Consider the following 20645-nt stretch of genomic DNA (forward strand, 5'->3'; position numbering starts at 1 on the left):
GAAATCCGTCCGCGCCCGCGTTGGTGCCTTCCGGAAGATCAGGTCATCTGACCAGAGGTCGGAACGGGAGGCACCACGTGGTGGCGGCAGAGCAAGGATGGGCACGACGGCTGTCCGGGTACGCCTGGCGGTACCGGCGCAATGTGGTGCTCGCGCTCGGCTCGTCCCTCGGGGGCATGGCCGTCATGGCGCTGGTCCCGCTGATCACCAAGGTCGTCATCGACGACGTCATCGGCGACGGGACCCGCTCCCTCGCCGTCTGGACCGGACTGCTGATCGCCGCCGCCGTCGCCGTGTACGTGATGACGTACGTCCGCCGCTACTACGGCGGCCGCCTCGCCCTCGACGTACAGCACGACCTGCGCACCGACATGTACCGGACCATCACCCGGCTCGACGGCCGCCGCCAGGACGAGCTGTCCACCGGGCAGGTCGTCGGCCGCGCCACCAGCGACCTCCAGCTCATCCAGGGCCTGCTCTTCATGCTCCCGATGACCATCGGGAACTTCCTGCTCTTCCTGATCTCCCTCGTCGTCATGGCGTGGCTGTCGCTGCCGCTCACTCTCGTCGCGCTCGCCGTCGCCCCCGCCCTGTGGGTCGTCGCCAAGCGCAGCCGCACCCGCCTGCATCCCGCGACCTGGTACGCCCAGGCACAGGCCGCGCAGGTCGCGGGCGTGGTCGACGGGGCCGTCACCGGCGTACGCGTGGTCAAGGGCTTCGGCCAGGAGGAGCAGGAGACCGGCAAGATCCGCCGGGCCAGCCGCAAGCTGTTCGCCGGCCGGATGCGCACCATCAGACTGAACAGCCGCTACACCCCCGCCCTCCAGGCCGTCCCCGCGCTCGGGCAGGTGGCCATGCTGGCTCTCGGCGGCTGGCTGGCCACCCGCGGCCAGATCACCCTCGGCACGTTCGTCGCCTTTTCCACCTACCTCGCCCAGCTCGTCGGCCCGGTCCGGATGCTCGCCATGGTCCTCACCGTCGGCCAGCAGGCCCGCGCCGGCGTCGAGCGGGTCCTGGAGCTCATCGACACCGAGCCGGTGATCGACGACGGCACCAAGGAGCTGCCCGCCGGCGCCCCCGCGAGCGTCGAGTTCGACGACGTCTCCTTCGCGTACGAGGACGGACGCCCGGTCCTCGACGGCTTCTCGCTGGAGATCCGCCCCGGCGAGACCGTCGCCGTCGTCGGCTCCTCGGGCAGCGGCAAGTCCACCGTCTCGCTGCTCCTGCCGCGGTTCTACGACGTGACGCGCGGCGCCGTCCTCATCGGCGGCCACGACGTGCGGGAGCTGACCCTGGACTCGCTGCGGGCCGCCATCGGCCTCGTACCGGAGGACAGCTTCCTCTTCTCCGACACCGTCCGGGCCAACATCGCCTACGGCCGGCCGGAGGCGACCGACGAGGAGATCCGCGCCGCCGCCCGGGCCGCCCAGGCGGACGGCTTCATCGGCGACCTGCCCGACGGCTACGACACCACGGTCGGCGAGCACGGCCTGACCCTCTCCGGCGGCCAGCGCCAGCGCATCGCCCTCGCCCGCGCCATCCTCACCGACCCGCGGCTGCTGGTCCTCGACGACGCCACCTCCGCGGTCGACGCCCGCGTCGAACACGAGATCCACGAGGCGCTGCGGTCCGTCATGGCCGGGCGCACCACCCTGCTCGTCGCCCACCGGCGCTCCACCCTGAACCTCGCCGACCGGATCGCCGTCCTGGACGACGGGCGGCTGTCCGACATCGGCACCCACGAGGAGCTGGAGCGGCGTTCGGCCCTCTATCGGCGGCTGCTGACCGACCCGGACGAGCTGGGCGGCGTCTCGCCCGGCCACGCCCCGGCCCTGGAGATGCCCGAGGACCGCACGGTCCGCGAGGAGCTGGACGCCGAGTTCGACGCGGAGCGGGGCATCACGCCCGCGCTGTGGGAGCGGAACGAGCCGGCCGCCGAATCGGCCGCCCCGGGCGCCACGCCCGAGCTCCTCGCCCAGGTCGAGGCGCTGCCGCCGGCGACGGACACCCCGGAGGTCGACGAGGCGCGGGCGGTCACGCCCGAGGAGTCGTACGGACTGCGCCAGCTGCTGCGCGGCTTCGGCGCCGCGCTGCTGGTGAGCCTGCTCCTGGTGGCAGCCGACGCCGGCATGGGCCTGCTGCTGCCGATCCTGATCCGGCACGGCATCGACGACGGCGTCGAGCAGGCCGCGCTGGGCGCGGTGTGGGCGGCGTCCGGGCTGGCCCTGGCGACGGTGGTGGTGCAGTGGGCGGCGCAGACCGGTGAGATCCGGATGACCGGCCGGACCGGTGAGCGGGTGCTGTACGCGCTGCGCCTGAAGATCTTCGCGCAGCTCCAGCGCCTCGGGCTCGACTACTACGAGCGGGAACTGACCGGCCGGATCATGACCCGGATGACGACGGACGTCGACGCCCTGTCGACGTTCCTCCAGACCGGGCTCGTCACCGCGTTCGTGTCACTGGTGACCTTCTTCGGCATCATGGTCGCGCTCGTCGTGATCGACGTGCAGCTCGCGCTGGTCGTCTTCGCCACGCTGCCCGTGCTGGTGGTCGGCACGGTCTTCTTCCGCCGGTCCAGCGTGAAGGCGTACGAGCTGGCGCGGGAGCGCATCAGCGTCGTCAACGCCGACCTCCAGGAGTCGGTGTCGGGGCTGCGGATCGTGCAGGCGTTCCGCCGCGAGCGGTCCGGCACGGAGCGGTTCGCGGCGCGCAGCGCCGAGTACCGGGCCGCCCGGGTGCGCGGCCAGTGGCTGATCTCCGTCTACTTCCCCTTCGTCCAGTTCCTGTCGTCGGTGGCGGCGGCCGCCGTGCTGATCGTGGGCGCCGGGCGGGTGGAGGCCGGGACGCTGACCACCGGCGCGCTGGTCGCCTACCTGCTCTACATCGACCTGTTCTTCGCCCCGGTGCAGCAGCTCTCGCAGGTCTTCGACGGCTACCAGCAGGCGTCCGTCTCGCTGGGGCGGATGCAGGAGCTGCTGCGCGAGAAGACGTCCACGGCGGCCCCCGCCGAGCCCCTGCCGGTGCCCTCGCTGCGGGGCGAGATCGCCTTCGAGAAGGTGTCGTTCGGGTACGGGAATGCCGTCGGCGACGGGGAAGGCGACGCCCTGAGCGGGGTGGACCTGCGCATCCCGGCCGGGCAGACCGTCGCCTTCGTCGGCGAGACGGGCGCCGGCAAGTCGACGCTGGTCAAGCTGGTCGCGCGGTTCTACGACCCCACCTCCGGCCGGGTCACCGCCGACGGCACCGACCTCCGGGAGCTGGACCTCACCGCGTACCGGCACCGGCTGGGGGTCGTGCCCCAGGAGGCGTACCTCTTCGCCGGTACGGTCCGGGACGCCATCGCCTACGGGCGGCCGGAGGCCACCGACGCGGAGGTGGAGGCGGCCGCGCGGGCGGTCGGGGCCCACGACATGATCGCCACGCTGGACGGCGGGTACCTCCACGAGGTCGCCGAGCGCGGCCGGAACCTCTCGGCGGGCCAGCGGCAGCTGATCGCCTTGGCCCGCGCCGAGCTGGTCGACCCGGACGTGCTGCTGCTCGACGAGGCCACCGCCGCGCTGGACCTGGCCACGGAGGCGCAGGTCAACGCCGCGACCGACCGCCTCGCCGGGCGCCGCACCACCCTGGTGGTCGCCCACCGGCTCACCACGGCGGCCCGCGCGGACCGGGTGGTCGTGATGGACCACGGCCGGGTCGCCGAGGACGGCACGCACGACGAGCTGCTGGCCCGTGGCGGCCGGTACGCCGAGCTGTGGCGCACCTTCATCGGCGAGGCCCCCGCCGAGGCCCCGGCCCCCACCGCCTGACCCCGGGGCCCGGGACGCCTGGTCCCGGCCGGCCCGGGACGCCCGGTCCCGCGACGCCCGCCCCGGCCCCGCGACGCCGGGGCCGGAGACCGGGACGTTGAGTACCCGCGCCCGGGGGACTGAGTAGCGGGGCCCATCCGGGCGGTGGCCGGGGGCGGTGGGATGGGGGCATGAACACCGAACCGGCCCGCCCCTCCGTCCCCTCCCGCCCTTCCGCGCCCTCCCGCCCTTCCGCGCCCTCCCGCCCCGCCGTCCGTGTGCGGGTGCGCGCCACCATCGCCGCCGTGGCGTTCCTGCCCGCCTGTGCGCTGGTCGGGTTCCTCACGCTGTTCTCCGAGCGGGCGTCCGGGTGTGTCCTCCAGGGCGGGGACCAGTGCGTGGGCGTACCGGGGCAGGTGTGGGCGTACGGGGCGCTGGCCGCGGCCGTGCTGTGGGCGGTGGCGCTGTGCACGCCCGACCGGGGCGGGTGGACGGACACCGTGCGCAAGGGCGCCTTCCGTGCCCAGCTCGGCAGTGAGGCGCTGGCGCTGATGGTGATCCTGAGCCACGCGTGACCCGGGACGGGGCAACCGTTCGGCCCCCCGGTGCGTCGTACGCACGTACGCACGTACGGCGAAGAGGAGCGAACGTGTTCGATGGGACGGTCACGGCCGGGACAGGGCGACTGCTCGTGCACATACTCGCGGTGCTGGTCGCCGCGGGGCTCCTCGTCCTGGCCGGACCAGGGACCCCGCGCGCCGACGCGGCGGCCACCGCCTGCACCGGACGCCTCGTCAAGACCATGACCTTCCGCACGGGCGAGCTGCGGGTGTACAAGAACCGCCAGTACGCGTGCGCCGTCACCCTCGCCGCCAAGCCGGGCGCCCGCCGCGTGATGTCGGTGTCCATCCAGCCGCGCGGCGGGCGGGCCGCCGTCGACGCGGGCTCCTTCACCCGGCAGGCCGGTCCCGTGACCGTCCACGCCCTCAACCGCTGCGTCCGCGCGTCCGGCGCCGTCGCCGGCAAGGGCGCCTCCACGGGCTGGATCCTCTGCTGACCCGCCCGCCGGCCCGGCGCAACAGGGGCTGGCGGCAGGCGCGTTGGTCCCACTAGGTTCGCGGCGACCACAGCGAACCCACGTGGAGGGTGCATGCGCAAGGCGCTCAGATGGCTGCTGTCACTCATGGTGCTCATAGGCACCGTGAGCGCGGCCGGCACGGCCACCGCCGCCGGTACCGCCGACAGCGGTACGGCCACCGATATCAAGGACCGCATCCTGGCCATCCCCGGGATGACCCTCGTCGAGGAGAAGCCCTACCCCGGTTACCGCTACTTCGTCCTGACCTACACCCAGCCGGTCGACCACCGCGACCGCTCCAAGGGCACCTTCGAGCAGCGCTTCACCCTGCTGCACAAGGACACCGCCCGCCCCACCGTGTTCCACACCAGCGGGTACGCCGTCAGCACCCGCCCCGGGCGCTCCGAGCCGACCCGCATCGTGGACGGCAACCAGGTCTCCCTGGAGTACCGCTTCTTCACCCCCTCCCGCCCCCAGCCGGCCGACTGGTCGAAGCTGGACATCTGGCAGGCGGCCTCCGACCAGCACCGGATCTTCACCGCGCTGAAGAAGGTCTACGACCGCAAGTGGCTCGCCACCGGCGCGTCCAAGGGCGGCATGACCGCCACGTACTACGAGCGCTTCTACCCCCGTGACATGGACGGCGTCGTCGCGTACGTCGCCCCCAACGACGTGGTGGAGAAGGAGGATTCGGCGTACGACCGGTTCTTCGCGACCGTGTCCACCAAGGAGTGCCGGGACCGGCTCGACGCCCTCCAGCGCGAGGCGCTGGTCCGCCGCGCGCCGCTCCAGGAGAAGTACCGCGCCTGGGCCGAGGCCGAGGGCGCGACCTTCACCACCGTCGGCGGCCTGGACAAGGCGTACGAGGCGGTCGTCCTCGACTTCGTCTGGGGCTTCTGGCAGTACCACACCGAGGCCGACTGCGCCTCGGTCCCGGACGCCGCCACCGCCACCGACCAGGCCGTGTACGACACGATCGACACCTACTCGGGCTGGTCCGCCTACAGCGACCAGGGCCTGGAGCCGTACACCCCGTACTACTACCAGGCGGCCACCCAGCTCGGCTCGCCCAGCCTGCGCCAGCCCCACCTCAAGGGCTTGACCCGGTACGGCTACCAGCCGGCCCGGAACTTCGTGCCGCGTGAGATCCCGGTGCGGTTCGAGCCGTGGGTGATGCGGGACGTCGACACCTGGGTGCGGACCCGGGCGCGCGGCATGCTCTTCGTGTACGGCGGCAACGACCCGTGGGGCTCCGAGCGGTTCCGCGTCGACAAGGGCGCCCGGGACTCCTACGTCCTCACCGCGCCGGGCGCCAACCACGGTGCCAACGTGGCGGGCCTGACCGAGGACGAGCGCACCAAGGCCACCGCCCGGATCCTGGCCTGGGCGGGCGTCGCCCCGGCCGACCCGCAGCGCGCCGCGCCGCTGAGCTCGTACGACCCGCGCCTGGACAAGCGGGACCTGGAGCGGGAGCCGGCCCTGCGCCCGTGAACCGGCGGGCCCCCGGGCCCCGGGCCGCGCGCGCCGCTCACCGGCGGCGCGCGCGGCCCACCGCCGCCCCCGGCGGCGCCGGCTCCGGGGCGGACCGGTCGGGGGACCTCCCGCTACCGGTACGTCAGGCCGTACCCCACCGGGTACAGCACCTGGGCCGGATCGTCCGCGCGCTGCACCGGGACCGGCAGCCGCCCTTCCGGGCGGGCCCGGCCGGCGATGACCCGGGCGGCGGCGCGGAGTTCGACGTCGGTCCAGGAGTAGGTCGCGAGCGTGGCCCGCTGGCCGCTGAGGCGGGCGATGTCGTACGGGTTGCGGATGGCGACCGTGACGACGGGGACGCCGGTGGCGGCCAGCCGGGACACCAGTGTGCGCTGGCCGCTCGTCGCCGAGACGTTGTACGTCCCCACGACCACGGCGTCCTTGCCGGCCGCGGCCGCCACCGCCTCGTCGATCTTCGCGCCGCCGGGCGCGGTGCCGGTGGGCAGGACCGTGGTCGTGAAGCCGAGTTCGGTGAGCGCGGCGGCCAGGGTGGCGGTCGGCGGGCCGGTCGTGCCGGTGGGGGAGGCGACGTCGGCGCCGACCACCAGGAGGTTCGGCCGCTCGGTGCTGTCCAGCGGGAGCAGGCCGCCCTCGTTGAGCAGCAGGGTGGTGGTCCGCTCGGCGATCCGGTCGGCGGCGGCCAGGTGCGAGCGGCTGCCGACGGTGCGGTCGACGGCGGCGTGGGTGACGTACGGCTGGTGGAAGAGGCCCAGCCGCGCCTTGAGGCGGAGGATGCGGAGAATCGATTCATCGATCCGGTCCTCGCCGAGTTCGCCGCTCCGTACGGCCGCCAGGACGGCCTCGTAGGCCACGGACAGCTTCGGCGGGTTGAGCAACTGGTCGCAGCCCGCCTTGAGGGCGAGGACGGGCACCCGGTCGTCGCCGTACTTGGTGCGGACGCCCTCCATGCCGAGCGAGTCGGTCACGACGACGCCGTCGTACCCGAGTTCCTCCCGGAGGATGCCGGTGACGATGGGGCGGGAGAGGGTGGCGGGGTCCTCGGCCGGGTCGAGGGCGGGGACCACGATGTGCGCCGTCATGATCGAGTCGATGTCGGCGGCGATGGCGGCCCGGAACGGCGGCGCGTCGAGGGCCTGCCACTGCTCACGGGTGTGGGTGATGGTCGGCAGGCCGTAGTGGCTGTCGACGGACGTGTCGCCGTGTCCGGGGAAGTGCTTGGACGTGGCGGCGACGCCCGCCCGCCGGTACCCGCCGACCTGGGCGGCGACCAGGCCCGCGACGGCCCGCGGGTCGGAGCCGAAGGACCGTACGCCGATGACCGGGTTGGCCGGGTTGACGTTGACGTCGGCGACCGGGGCGTAGTTCTGGCGGACGCCCAGCGCGGCCAGCTCGGCGCCCGCGATCCGGGCGGCCCGGCGTGCGTCGGAGCGGGAGCCGCCGGCGCCGAGCGCCATGGCCCCGGGCATGAGGGTGGCGGGTTCCCCTATCCGGGCGACGATGCCGTGTTCCTGGTCGGTGGAGATCAGCACCGGGACGGGCACGGACCGGTCGAGCGCGGCGCGCTGGATGCCGTTGGACAGGTCGGCGATCTGGTGCGGGTCGCGGGTGTTGTGCGCCCAGGAGAAGTAGATGACGCCGCCGACGTGGTACCTGGCGATCAGCTCGGCCGCGGTGCGGACGCCGATCTCCTTGAGGTTGGCGTCGACGTCGGCCTGGTCGGGGGCGGTGGCGGAGTGCCCGTACACCCGCATGACGAAGAGCTGGCCGACCTTCTCCTCCAGGCTCATCCGGGAGACGAGCCGCGCGAGGCGGCGGTCGTCCGCGTCGGCCCGGGCGGGGGTGGTGGCCCCGGTGGCGGCGGCCGCCGCGGCGGCGGCGGTGACGGTGAGGAGGGTGCGTCTGGAGGGGGAGGAGGGGGAGGCGGCGGTGGCGCGGTGGTGCATCGGTGCTCCTTCCGGCCATGCGGATGAAGGAAACTTCCAAGGAGTCACGGATAGCCGGAAAGTAACTGCCAGGTCAAGGACCTGGACGCACCGCGCCGGAAAGGGGCGGGGCCGCCACCGGCGCCGCGGAAGGGGCGCGCCGGTGGCGGTGCGTGCCGCCGGCCGCGGGGCGGCTGGAGAGGGGGAGCCGGCGGTCGCCGCCAGAAGCGAGGCCGGCACACCGCCCCGCGGTGACTCGGTGGCGGCACGTCCCGTTGGACGGAGGGCGACGACGGCAGGTTCCCGGAACGCCCGATTCCCGGCGAAGTGGTGCCGATGGGACGGGCGTTACGCGGCCGCGACGGACGGCCACAGGTCCTGGAGCGTGCGTACCGTCTCGGTGATCGCCGGCCGCCGCGCCGCCCCCGCGCGCCACAACGCCGCCAGCCTCCGCCTGGGCACCGGATCGAGGCGTACGGTGGCGACCTCGTCCGGCAGCCTGCCGCGGCCCAGACGGGGGACCAGCGCCACCCCGAGGCCGGCCGCCACCAGGGCCACCTGGGTGTGGTTCTCCTCGGCCAGATGGGCGATGTGCGGCTCGCCGCCCGCCGCCCGCAGCGTCCGCATCAGCCAGTCGTGGCACACCGTGCCCGGCGGCTGCGAGATCCACCGCTCGCCCGTCAGCTCCTCGCGCCGCACCGCCTCCCGCCCGGCCAGCGGGTGCCCCAGCGGTACGAGGACGTCGCACAGGTCCTCGCCGATCAGGGCCTGCTCCACGCCCGGCGGCGCGGGCATCGGCGCGATGTCCCAGTCGTGCGCCACGGCCAGGTCGATCACGCCCCGCGCCACCAGGTCGACCGACAGGTGCGGGTCCACCTCCGTCAGCCGGGCGTCCAGCGCCGGGTGCCGCCGGGCCAGCTCCCCGAGCGCCCGGGGCATCAGCCCCCGGGCCGCGCTGGCGAAGCACCCGATCGACAGCCGCCCGGCCGGCAGGCCGCGGCGCTCCTCCAGACGCACCTCCGCCTCCTCGACCAGCGCCAGCAACTGCCGCGCCGTCGCCGCCAGATGGCGCGCCTCGTCCGTGAGCCGCACGCCCCGGCCCTGCCGCTCCAGCAGCGTGGTGCGGGTCTCCCGCTCCAGCTTGGCGATCTGCTGCGACACGGCGGACGGGGTGTACCCGAGCGCGGCCGCGGCGGCGCCGACCGTCCCGTACACCGAGACGGCGTGGAGCGCCCGCAGCCGTCCGAGATCGAGCACGACGCCCCCCTCCCGTTAGCGATGCTTCATCCAACCATGAAGAGATCCGCGCTGGTGCTACATGGTCATCACTCGCGATGCTCGACGCATGCGCCCAGCACACCTCGCCCTCGCCGCCCTCGTCGCCGCCGTCTGGGGGGTCAACTTCGTCGTCATCGAGATCGGCCTCGACCACTTCCCGCCCCTGCTCTTCTCCGCCCTCCGCTTCCTGGTCGCCGCGCTGCCCGCCGTCTTCCTCGTGGGCCGGCCGAAGGTGGCGTGGAAGTGGATCGTTGGGGTCGGACTGACGCTCGGCGTCGCGAAGTTCGGCCTGCTCTTCACCGGCATGGACCGGGGCGCCCCGGCGGGCCTGTCCTCGCTGGTCCTCCAGGTCCAGGCGGTCTTCACCGCGCTGTTCGCCTTCGCCGCGCTCGGCGAACGGCCCGGCCGCGTCCGGCTGGCCGGCATGGGCGTGGCGCTCGGCGGGATCGTGGTCGCCGCCGTCGACGAGGGCACCGCCGGGCCCCTGCTCGGCTTCGCGCTGTGCGTCGCGGCCGCCGCCTTCTGGGGCGTGTCGAACGTGATGACCCGCAAGGCGGCCCCTCCCGACGCGCTGAACTTCATGGTGTGGGTCAGCACCGTGCCGGTCCTCCCGCTCCTCGCCCTCTCCCTGCTGCTGGAGGGCCCCTCGCGGGACTGGGCCGCGCTGCGCGCGCTCGACTGGACCGGCGCGGGCGTCATCGTCTACGTCGCCTGGATCACCACCGTGTTCGGCTTCGGCGCCTGGGGCTGGCTGCTGCGCCGTCACCCCGCCTCCTCGGTCGCCCCCTTCTCGCTGCTGGTGCCCGTCTTCGGCATGTCCTCGGCCGCCCTGTTCCTCGGCGAGACCGTGAGCCCCCTCCGCTGGTGCGCGGCGGCCCTGCTGGTGGGCGGCGTGGCGCTGACGTCATGGCCGGGGCGGCGGGCCGCCGCGTCCGCGCCCGGGCCGGCGCCCCTGCCCGCGGCTGAGCCCCAGGCCGCGCCCGTGCCGGTGCCCGTGCCCGCGGCGGCCGCGCCCGTCACCGGCCGGCCCGCCTCCGGGACGTCCGCCGGCCGGCCCGCCCCACGGCCCCGCTAGACGATGCGGGCCAGGTGCTCCCGCCCCGCGGCCAGCAGCGGCGGGAGGCCGGCCGCCCCGGGGTACCACCGCTTCTCGTACTCCCAGCACACCCAGGGCTCACCGGCCCCGTCGTCCACCAGCGCCAGGCACTCGGCGAGCGGCAGCACCCCGGCGCCCAGCGGGAGCGGCGCGGGATCCTCCACCGAGGCGATGTCCTTCACCTGGACGTACCCGAGGTACGGGGCCAGCACCGCGTGCGTCGCCGCCGGGGCCTCGCCGGCCGACCAGGGGTGCATCACGTCCCACAGGGCGCCCACGTTCTTGTGCCCGACCGCCCCGACGATCCGGGCCAGATCGGCGCCCGTCCGGTGCGAGTCGTGGGTCTCCACCAGGATCCGCACGCCCAGGTCCGCCGCGACCTCCGCCGCCGCGCCCAGCCGCCGGGCCGCCGTCGCGTCCGCCTCCGCCGGGTCCTGCTCACCGCCGCCGGGGAACACCCGGACGTACGACGCGCCCAGGTCGGCCGCCAGGTACAGGAGCCGGTGCAGCTCCTCGTACACCGGCTCGTCGTCACCGGCCTCCGCCACCCGCGCGTACCCGGCGACCGTCAGGACCTCCACCCCATGCCGGGCGAACTCCTCCACCACGGCGCGCCGCTCGTGCCCCACGAGCCCCGGATGCACCGGTTCCTCGGGGTGGGCGCGCAGCTCCACGCCCTGGTAGCCGCTCTCCGCGGCGAGACGGACGACATCGGGCACCGGCATCCCGGGGACACCGAGGGTGGAGAAGGCGTACTTCACGGTCTGGAGCTCCTTCGTGGGGCGCGGTCCGGTCCGACTCCGTGGAACGTACCCGCAGGACCCCCCGTCATGACCGGCCCCCGGCGCGGCGCCCGCCCCGTGTCGGCGCCGGCCGCGCGGCCCGCGCGGCCGGCGCGAGGTCAGCCGCGGCGGGGGCGGCCGGTGGAGGAGCGGATGACCAGCTCGCCGTCGACCGTCGCCACACCGCCCGGCGGCGGGGCCTCCGTGCCCGTCGCCAGCCGCCCGGCCCGCGCGCCCGCCTCGTGCAGCGGCAGCCGTACGGTGGTGAGCGCGGGCACCGCGTCCACCGAGAACGGCAGGTCGTCGAAGCCCGCGACGGAGACGTCGTCCGGGACCCGCAGGCCCCGGTCGCGCAGCGCGGCACAGACGCCGAGCGCGACCGTGTCGTTGGCGGCGACGATCGCCGTCAGGCCCGGCTCGCGGTCCAGCAGCTCCAGCGCGGCGTCGTACCCGGAGCGCCGGTCGTACGGCCCGTGCACGGTGAGCCGGTCCGGGTCCCCGCCGCCCGGCCCCGCCGCGGCCGTCGCCGCGCGGTGGCCCTCCAGGCGGTGGCGGGTGGTGGTGCGCTCGGCCGGGCCGGCGACGTACCCGATCCGCCGGTGGCCGAGCTCCAGCAGATGCTCCGTCAGCCGCCGCGCCCCGCCCCGGTTGTCGAACGCCAGCGCCGCCACGACCGCCCCGCCCGCCGCCGGCACCGGCGGCCGGCCGCACAGCACCACCCGCGTACCGGCGTCCGCGAGCCTGGCCAGCTTCGCCGCCATGGCCGCGCCGTGCCCGGGGTCCTCCACCGCGCCCCCGGTCAGCACGACGGCGGCGGCGCGCTGGCGCTGAAGGAGGGTCAGATAGGTGAGCTCCCGCTCGGGGGAGCCGCCCGTGTTGCAGACGACGGCCAGCTTTTCGCCGCCCGCCCGGCCCCGCGCGCCCTCGCCGATCGCCTGCTGCGCCGCCCCGGCCATGATCCCGAAGAAGGGGTCGGCGATGTCGTTGACGAGGATGCCGACCAGGTCGGAGGTGGCGGCGGCCAGCGCGCTGGCGGGGCCGTTCAGCACGTAGTCCAGCTCGTCGACCGCGCGCAGCACCCGCTCCCGGGTGGGGGCGGCCACCGGGTAGTTGCCGTTCAGGACCCGGGAGACGGTGGCCGGGGACACCCGGGCGCGTGCCGCCACATCGGCCAGGGTGACTGTCATCGCGTTCCTCCGAGGAGAGTCGGACCGGCCCCCTTGTACGGGCTGCCGTCGGCAGGCTAGCGTCATTGGGCGTAGAAAGCGCTTGCTGTCCTGGTGTACGGGCATGTCTTCCCCGGGCACCCCGCCCGCGGGCCGACCGGTCCCGCGCGCCGAGGACACTGGGAGGACCTTCGTGACACGCAGAACCGTGCGCATCGCCATGAACGGCGTCACGGGGCGGATGGGTTACCGGCAGCACCTGGTGCGGTCCGTTCTCGCGATCCGCGACCAGGGCGGCCTGGACCTCGGCGACGGGCGGGTGCTGTGGCCGGAGCCCGTCCTCGTCGGCCGCCGCGAGCACGCCCTGCGCGAGATCGCCGGCCGCCACGGACTGACCGAGTGGTCCACCGACCTCGACGCGGTCCTCGCCGACGACACCACCGACGTCTACTTCGACGCCCAGGTGACCTCCGCCCGCGTCGACGCCCTCACCCGGGCCATCGCCGCCGGCAAGCACGTCTACGCCGAGAAGCCGACGGCCACCGACACCGCCGGCGCCCTCGCACTCGCCCGCCTCGCCCGCGCCGCCGGCGTCAAGCACGGCGTCGTCCAGGACAAGATCTTCCTGCCGGGCCTGCGGAAGCTGAAGCGCCTCGTCGACGGCGGCTTCTTCGGCGAGATCCTCTCCGTACGCGGGGAGTTCGGCTACTGGGTCTTCGAGGGCGACTGGCAGGAGGCCCAGCGGCCGTCCTGGAACTACCGCGCGGAGGACGGCGGCGGCATCGTCGTCGACATGTTCCCGCACTGGGAGTACGTGCTGCGCGAGCTGTTCGGCCGGGTCACCGGCGTCACCGCCCACGTCACCACGCACGTCCCGTGGCGCTGGGACGAGGACGGCAAACCGTACGCCGCCACCGCCGCCGACGCCGCCTACGGCATCTTCGAGCTGGAGAGCGGCGCCGTCGCCCAGATCAACTCCTCCTGGGCGGTACGCGTCCACCGCGACGAACTGGTCGAGTTCCAGGTCGACGGCACCCACGGCTCGGCCGTCGCCGGACTGCGCGGCTGCCGCGTCCAGCACCGCTCCACCACCCCCCGGCCCGTCTGGGACCCGGACGTCCCCGCCACGGAGGCGTTCCGCGACCAGTGGCAGGAGGTCCCGGACAACACCGTGTTCGACAACGGCTTCAAGGCCCAGTGGGAGCTGTTCCTCCGCCACGTCGTGCTCGACGAGCCGTACCACTGGGACCTGCTGGCCGGCGCGCGCGGCGTGCAGCTCGCCGAGCTGGGCCTGAAGTCCTCGGCGGAGGGCCGCCGTCACGACGTGCCGGAGCTGGTGCTGTGACGATCCGGCTCCCGCACGGCACGTACGAGCCGCGCGCCACGCCCGCGGACCTCCGCCCCGGTGGCGCCCCCCTCACCTCCCGTACGGTCCTCGCCGCCGCCCATGTGGTGGCCGATCCGTACGCGGACGTCTCCCCCGGCTCCCCGGCGGCCGTCGACTGGGACGCCACCCTCGCCTTCCGCCGCCACCTGTGGTCCCACGGCCTGGGCGTCGCCGAAGCCATGGACACCGCCCAGCGCGGCATGGGTCTGGACTGGGCGTGCGCCGCCGAACTGATCCGCCGCTCCGCCGCCGAGGCGAGGGCGGCCGGCGGCCGGATCGCGGCGGGCGCGGGCACGGACCAGCTCACCGCCCCGGCGGACCTCGCCACCGTCCGCGGCGCGTACGAGGAGCAACTGGCCCTCGTCGAGGACGCCGGCGCCCAGCCCGTCCTCATGGCCTCCCGCGCCCTCGCGGCGGCCGCGCGGTCGTCCGAGGACTACCTGAGCGTCTACACCCACCTGCTGCGCCAGGCGCGCGGACCCGTCATCCTGCACTGGCTCGGCCCGGTGTTCGACCCGGCCCTGGAGGGCTACTGGGGCTCGGCCGACCCGGACGCCGCCACCGACACCCTCCTGAAGGTCGTCGCCGAGCACCCGGACAAGGTCGACGGGGTCAAGGTGTCCCTGCTGGACGCCCGCCGCGAGGTCGACCTGCGCCGCCGCCTGCCCGAGGGCGTGCGCTGCTACACCGGCGACGACTTCCACTACCCCGAGCTGATCGAGGGCGACGGCCAGGGTTTCAGCCACGCCCTGCTCGGTGTCCTCGACCCGCTCGGCCCGCTGGCGGCCCGGGCGGTACGGGCTCTGGACACCGGCGACACGGAGGGCTTCCGGGCGCTCCTGGACCCGACCGTCGCCCTCTCCCGCCACCTGTTCGGGGCGCCGACCCGCTTCTACAAGACGGGTGTGGTGTTCCTGGCCTGGCTGGCGGGCCACCAGGACCACTTCACCATGGTCGGCGGCCTCCAGTCGGCCCGCTCCGCCCCGCACCTGGCGCGGGCCTACGAACTGGCCGACCGGCTCGGGCTGTTCCCGGACCCGGCGCTGGCCGAGTCCCGTATGCGGTCCTACCTGGCGGTTTACGGAGCCGGGCGATGAGCGGCCTGGCCCGCCTCAGCGTCAACCAGATGACCGTGCGGCAGCTCCCGCTGCCCGAGCTCACGGCGGCCTGCGTGCGCCTCGGCATCCCCGGCGTCGGCCTGTGGCGCGAACCGGTCGCCGCGTACGGCCTGGAGGCCACCGCCACGCTCGTCCGCGACGCGGGGCTCGCCGTCACCACCCTGTGCCGGGGCGGGTTCTTCACCACCGCGCCGAACCTGGACGACAACCGCGCGGCCGTCGACGAGGCGGCGGTCCTCGGCACCGACACCCTGGTCCTGGTCTCCGGCGGCCTCCCGCCCGGGAGCAAGGACCTGGCCTCGGCCCGGTCCCGCATCGCCGACGCCCTGGCCGAACTCGCCCCCTACGCCGCCTCCCGGGGCGTCCGCCTGGCCATCGAACCCCTGCACCCCATGTACGCGGCGGACCGGTGCGCGGTCTCCACCCTCGACCAGGCCCTCGCCCTCGCGGAGCCCTTCCCCGCCTCCCAGGTCGGCGTCGTGGTCGACACGTACCACGTCTGGTGGGACGACCGCGCCCCCGCCGCCGTCGCCCGAGCCGGCGCCCAGGGCCGCCTCCACGCCTTCCAGCTCGCCGACTGGACCACCCCCCTCCCCGCCGGCGTCCTCACCGGGCGCGGCCGGCTCGGCGACGGCGCCATCGACCTGCGTGCCTGGCGCGAACTGGTCGACGCGTCCGGCTACACGGGCCCCGTCGAGGTGGAGCTCTTCAACGACGACCTGTGGGCCCGGGACGGCACCGAGGTCCTGGAGGAGACGGCTCGGCGGTACGTCGAGCACGTGCTCTGAGAATCGCCGCCGTATCCGTACAACCCTTGGGCGGCGACGCGTGTCATACGTGGCGTCAGGGCTTCGGGGGGATCCGGGGGGATTCAGGAAGCCCTGACGGGGGAGCGCTCGGGGCCCGGTCCAAGGACCGGGCCCCTTCCGTGCGACATGGCGCACCGGTCGCCGCCGGACGTGCAGGGGCAGACGACGCCCTGGTCCCGGCGTGACGGGCGAGGCCGGGTGCCCGGGGACCGTCCCCGGGCGAGTGGCGCGACCACCCGCGTGCCACCTGGTCCGGAATCTGACCGTTGAAAGGGAAACCTTTTGGGTGGCGGCGGCGACTGGTGGGTGTCAATGCCCCTGCACGTGAGGTCCCCATGTCCCTTGCCCCTCCCGCAACCCACCGCCGCAGCCGCAGAGGCCGGCTCCTCGCGGCGGCTCTCGCCGCCGTCCTCGTCGGCACCGGCGGTTCCCTGGCCCTGAACCGGTTCGCGGACGCCGCCGACGCCCTGCCCGCGCCCGCCGACAGAGCGACGAAGGCCCTGGCCGCCGCCCGGATCGCGGAGCGCCTCGACCGCGGCCTGGTCGCGGTGCCCGCGAACGGGGGAACGCTCGTCACCTGGCGGATGCTCGGCGACGACCCGGACGGCGTCTCCTTCAAGCTCTACCGGGGCGGCAGACTCATCGAGGAGACCCGGAAGACCAACTACCTGGACGCCGGGGGCAACACCTCGTCGGTGTACGAGATCCGTGCCGTCGTCGACGGCAGGGAAGGGCCCGGCGAGAAGGCCGGCGTGTGGGGGTCGGGACGCCTCGACATCCCCCTGCAGAAGCCCGCCGGCGGCACCACCCGCGACGGCGTCGCCTACACCTACTCCGCCAACGACACCTCGGCGGGCGACCTGGACGGCGACGGCCGGTACGAGTTGGTCGTCAAATGGGTGCCCTCGAACGCCACCGACGTGGCCAACTCCGGTGCCTGCACCGGGCCCACGATCTACGACGCCTACAAGCTGAGCGGCAAGCGGCTCTGGCGGATCGATCTCGGCACCAACGTCCGCAGCGGCTCCCACTACGACTCTTTCCAGGTCTTCGACTACGACCGCGACGGCAAGGCCGAGATGGCCGTCCGCACGTCCGACGGGTCGAAGGACGCGGCGGGCACCGTCATCGGCGACAGGAACGCTTCGCACCTCGGGGACAATTGCGCGGTCCTCCGTGGAGCCGAGTATCTGTCCGTCTTCAACGGTGCGAGCGGCAAGGTGATGGACTCCGTGCCGTTCGAGCCCGCTCGCGGCTCCGTCGCCGACTGGGGCGACACCTGGGGCAACCGCGAGGGCAGGCTGCTCTCCGCCACCGCCTACCTCGACGGAACCAGGCCCAGCATGGTCTTCACGCGCGGTATCTACGCACGTACCGCGCTCGCCGCGTACGACTGGAACGGGTCGGAGCTGACCCGGCGCTGGAAGTTCGACAGCAACAGCTCGGCCAACCGCGGCAAGGGTTACGACCAGCAGGGCAATCACAACCTCGCGGTGGCCGACGTCGACGGTGACGGCAGGGACGAGATCCTGTACGGCGCGATGGCCGTCGACGACAACGGCTCCGGCCTGTGGACCACGCGACTGGGCCACGGCGACGCCCTGCACGTCGGCGACCTGGACCCGGCGCGCCCCGGCCTGGAGTCCTTCAACGTGCACGAGCACAAGGACTCCGCGTACGGCTTCGAGATGCACGATGCGAAGACCGGCCGGGTCCTGTGGGGCCGGAAGACCGGCACGGACGTCGGCCGCGGCATCTGCGCGGACCTGACGAGGCAGTACGCGGGCGCCGAGTGCTGGTCCAGTGGCGGCGGGCTCTATACGGCGGCCGGCAGGAAGATCAGCGACAGCGTTCCGGCGTTCGGCGGCGGCCCCTCGTACAACTCCGCGATCTGGTGGGACGGTGACGCCAACCGTGAGCTGCTCGATCACCGCTGGTCGGGCTCGGCGAGGGCGGGCTCCGGCCAGGTCCTCAAGTACGACGGCGACAGCGAACTCTCCCGCATCTGGTACGACCAGGACGCCAAGTCCAACAACTGGACGAAGGGCAGCCCGGCGCTCTCCGCGGATCTGCTCGGCGACTGGCGCGAGGAGATGATCTGGCGGAACGCCGACTCCACGGCGCTGCGGCTCTACAGCACTCCGCACCCGACGGAGTACCGGCTCCCGACGCTGATGCACGACCGGGTGTACCGCACGGGCGTGGCCTGGCAGAACACCGGTTACAACCAGCCGCCGCAGGTCAGCTACTACCTCGGGACGAAGTAGACCGGGGACGGGTGAGCCCCCGCCGCATGAGGCGGGGGCTCACCCGCGTCCGGGCGCGGGCCGTGGGCGGGAGTTGTCCATAGGCCGTACGGGCTGTCGGACCCGGCGGGTAGCGTCGGGGCATGTCCAGTCTGGCAGTGGTCGAAGGGGTCCTGGAGCGGATCACGTACGCCAATGAGGAGAACGGCTACACGGTGGCCCGGGTCGACACCGGGCGCGGGGGCGGGGAACTGCTCACGGTGGTCGGGTCGCTGCTCGGCGCGCAGCCGGGGGAGTCGCTGCGCATGGAGGGGCGCTGGGGGTCGCACCCGCAGTACGGCAAGCAGTTCACGGTGGAGAACTACACGACCGTGCTGCCCGCCACCGTCCAGGGCATCCGGCGCTACCTGGGGTCCGGGCTGATCAAGGGCATCGGACCGCGCATCGCCGACCGGATCGTGGAGCACTTCGGGGTCGAGACGCTCGACGTCATCGAGCGGGAGCCGAAGCGGCTCGTCGAGGTGCCCGGGCTGGGTCCCAAGCGGACGAAGATGATCGGCGCCGCGTGGGAGGAGCAGAAGGCGATCAAGGAGGTGATGGTCTTCCTGCAGGGGGTGGGTGTCTCCACCTCCCTCGCGGTGCGGATCTACAAGAAGTACGGGGACGCCTCGATCTCCGTCGTGCGGAACCAGCCCTACCGGCTGGCGGCCGACGTGTGGGGCATCGGGTTCCTCACCGCCGACCGGATCGCCCGGGCCGTGGGGATACCGCACGACAGCCCGGAGCGGGTGAAGGCCGGGTTGCAGTACGCCCTGTCGCAGTCCACCGACCAGGGGCACTGCTTCCTGCCCGAGGAGCAGCTCATCTCCGACGCCGTGAAGCTGCTCCAGGTCGACACGGGCCTGGTGATCGAGTGCCTGGCCGCCCTGGTGGCCGACGAGGAGGGCGTCGTGCGGGAGCGGGTGCCGGGCCCGGACGGGCAGCCGCTGACGGCGGTCTACCTGATCCCGTTCCACCGGGCCGAGGTCTCCCTGGCCGCGCAGCTCCAGCGGCTGCTGCGCACCGGCGAGGACCGGATGCCGGCCTTCCGGGACGTGGCCTGGGACAAGGCGCTGGCGTGGCTCGCCGACCGTACGGGGGCGGACCTGGCGCCGGAGCAGGAGCAGGCCGTGCGCCTGGCCCTGACCGAGAAGGTGGCCGTGCTGACCGGGGGTCCCGGCTGCGGCAAGTCCTTCACGGTCCGGTCGGTGGTGGAGCTGGCCCGCGCCAAGAAGGCCAAGGTCGTCCTCGCGGCACCCACCGGTCGCGCGGCGAAGCGGCTGGCGGAGCTGACCGGCGCGGAGGCGTCCACCGTGCACCGGCTGCTGGAGCTGAAGCCGGGCGGGGACGCGGCGTACGACCGGGACCGGCCGCTCGACGCCGACCTGGTCGTCGTCGACGAGGCGTCCATGCTGGACCTGCTGCTGGCGAACAAGCTGGTCAAGGCGGTGGCGCCGGGGGCGCACCTGCTGCTGGTGGGGGACGTCGACCAGTTGCCCAGCGTGGGCGCGGGGGAGGTGCTCGGGGACCTGCTGGCGCCGGGCGGCCCCGTCCCGGCGGTGCGGCTCACGCGGATCTTCCGGCAGGCCCAGCAGTCCGGGGTGGTCACCAACGCCCACCGCATCAACTCCGGTCAGCAGCCGGTCACCACGGGGCTGCCGGACTTCTTCCTGTTCGTCGCCGAGGAGACCGAGGAGGCCGGCCGGCTCACCGTGGACGTGGCCGCCCGCCGCCTCCCGGCGAGGTTCGGTCTCGACCCGCGCCGGGACGTGCAGGTCCTGGCGCCGATGCACCGGGGCCCGGCCGGCGCGGGCACCCTGAACGGGCTCCTTCAGCAGGCGATCACCCCGGCGCGGCCCGACGTGCCGGAGAAGAGGTTCGGCGGCAGGGTCTTCCGCGTCGGCGACAAGGTCACACAGGTGCGCAACAACTACGAGAAGGGGGCGAACGGCGTCTTCAACGGCACGGTCGGCGTGGTCACCTCGCTCGACGTGGACGAGCAGCGGCTGACGGTGCTGACCGACGAGGACGAGGAGGTGCCGTACGACTTCGACGAGCTGGACGAGCTGGCCCACGCCTACGCCGTCACGATCCACCGCTCGCAGGGCAGCGAGTACCCGGCGGTGGTGATCCCGGTCACCACCGGGGCGTGGATGATGCTCCAGCGGAACCTGCTCTATACGGCCGTGACACGGGCCCGGAAACTCGTCGTCCTCGTGGGATCACGCAAGGCGATCGGTCAGGCCGTCCGGACGGTGTCCGCCGGGCGGCGCTTTACCTCACTGCATTATCGGCTGAAAGGTGAGGTAGGGGTGGGAAACATCACCTGAGGATCATCCGGACTTTCGCAAGCGGGGCGAAGGGGGCAGGATGAGCAGGTTGACGGCACTGAGTGCCGCCAATTGGCCGAATGGTCGACCCCGAGTGCACTCTGCTGGGCCAAGT

Annotated in this window: 14 protein-coding genes; 10 read left to right on the forward strand and 4 right to left on the reverse strand. The window is 73.9% G+C overall.

Annotation, left to right across the window (positions count from 1 at the left end; translation table 11 throughout):
* Nucleotides 1–77 precede the first annotated feature (77 nt).
* From ACZ7LK_RS01115 to ACZ7LK_RS01130, 4 genes are all read left to right on the forward strand, one after another.
* Nucleotides 78–3806 carry an ABC transporter ATP-binding protein gene (locus tag ACZ7LK_RS01115; RefSeq protein ID WP_471137799.1) on the forward strand — a complete coding sequence of 1243 codons (3729 nt, stop codon included), beginning with the start codon at nt 78–80 and terminating at the stop codon, nt 3804–3806.
* A 170-nt stretch (nt 3807–3976) separates the two neighbouring features.
* Nucleotides 3977–4360 (forward strand): hypothetical protein, encoded by a 384-nt coding sequence (locus ACZ7LK_RS01120; protein ID WP_471137801.1) that lies wholly within the window; start codon nt 3977–3979, stop codon nt 4358–4360.
* A 74-nt stretch (nt 4361–4434) separates the two neighbouring features.
* Nucleotides 4435–4842, forward strand: a complete 408-nt coding sequence (locus ACZ7LK_RS01125; RefSeq protein ID WP_392274639.1) for a hypothetical protein — start codon at nt 4435–4437, stop codon at nt 4840–4842.
* 93 nt (nt 4843–4935) lie between these two features.
* Entirely contained in the window at nt 4936–6354 is a 1419-nt protein-coding gene (locus ACZ7LK_RS01130) for a S28 family serine protease (protein ID WP_471137803.1), read from the forward strand.
* A gap of 113 nt (nt 6355–6467) precedes the next feature.
* Here the strand turns inward: ACZ7LK_RS01130 and ACZ7LK_RS01135 are convergent, their stop codons facing one another.
* Complete coding sequence (locus ACZ7LK_RS01135) at nt 6468–8300, reverse strand: glycoside hydrolase family 3 protein (RefSeq protein ID WP_471137806.1); 1833 nt, start codon at nt 8298–8300, stop codon at nt 6468–6470.
* 327 nt (nt 8301–8627) lie between these two features.
* A complete protein-coding gene (locus ACZ7LK_RS01140) occupies nt 8628–9536 on the reverse strand; it encodes a LysR family transcriptional regulator (RefSeq protein ID WP_392274642.1) in 909 nt (302 codons plus the stop codon).
* 88 nt (nt 9537–9624) lie between these two features.
* On the opposite strand from ACZ7LK_RS01140, the gene ACZ7LK_RS01145 reads away from it, so the two are divergent.
* Nucleotides 9625–10632 (forward strand): EamA family transporter, encoded by a 1008-nt coding sequence (locus tag ACZ7LK_RS01145; protein ID WP_392274643.1) that lies wholly within the window; start codon nt 9625–9627, stop codon nt 10630–10632.
* On the opposite strand, the gene ACZ7LK_RS01150 is transcribed toward ACZ7LK_RS01145, so the two are convergent.
* Together ACZ7LK_RS01150 and ACZ7LK_RS01155 are read right to left on the reverse strand one after the other, a co-directional pair.
* A complete protein-coding gene (locus ACZ7LK_RS01150; protein ID WP_392274644.1) occupies nt 10629–11414 on the reverse strand; it encodes a sugar phosphate isomerase/epimerase family protein in 786 nt (261 codons plus the stop codon). The two genes, ACZ7LK_RS01145 and ACZ7LK_RS01150, sit on opposite strands and share 4 nt — an antisense overlap.
* A gap of 140 nt (nt 11415–11554) precedes the next feature.
* Nucleotides 11555–12622, reverse strand: coding sequence for a LacI family DNA-binding transcriptional regulator (locus ACZ7LK_RS01155; protein ID WP_392274645.1), 1068 nt, complete (start codon nt 12620–12622; stop codon nt 11555–11557).
* A gap of 172 nt (nt 12623–12794) precedes the next feature.
* On the opposite strand from ACZ7LK_RS01155, the gene ACZ7LK_RS01160 reads away from it, so the two are divergent.
* The 5 genes from ACZ7LK_RS01160 to recD2 all read left to right on the forward strand — a co-directional run bounded on the left by ACZ7LK_RS01160 (nt 12795) and on the right by recD2 (nt 20530).
* Entirely contained in the window at nt 12795–13946 is a 1152-nt protein-coding gene (locus ACZ7LK_RS01160; protein WP_471137810.1) for a Gfo/Idh/MocA family protein, read from the forward strand.
* Nucleotides 13943–15085, forward strand: a complete 1143-nt coding sequence (locus ACZ7LK_RS01165; protein WP_471137812.1) for a dihydrodipicolinate synthase family protein — start codon at nt 13943–13945, stop codon at nt 15083–15085. The genes ACZ7LK_RS01160 and ACZ7LK_RS01165 overlap by 4 nt, the downstream gene beginning before the upstream one ends.
* Entirely contained in the window at nt 15082–15894 is an 813-nt protein-coding gene (locus ACZ7LK_RS01170; protein ID WP_392274648.1) for a sugar phosphate isomerase/epimerase family protein, read from the forward strand. The genes ACZ7LK_RS01165 and ACZ7LK_RS01170 overlap by 4 nt, the downstream gene beginning before the upstream one ends.
* Nucleotides 15895–16250: 356 nt before the next feature.
* The gene (locus tag ACZ7LK_RS01175) at nt 16251–18182 is read left to right on the forward strand and encodes a rhamnogalacturonan lyase (protein ID WP_471137814.1); all 1932 of its coding nucleotides are present in this window, start codon (nt 16251–16253) and stop codon (nt 18180–18182) included.
* A 122-nt stretch (nt 18183–18304) separates the two neighbouring features.
* Entirely contained in the window at nt 18305–20530 is a 2226-nt protein-coding gene (gene recD2, locus ACZ7LK_RS01180) for an SF1B family DNA helicase RecD2 (protein ID WP_392274650.1), read from the forward strand.
* Nucleotides 20531–20645: the final 115 nt, after the last annotated feature.

This window comes from Streptomyces sp. NPDC039423 (assembly GCF_055598725.1).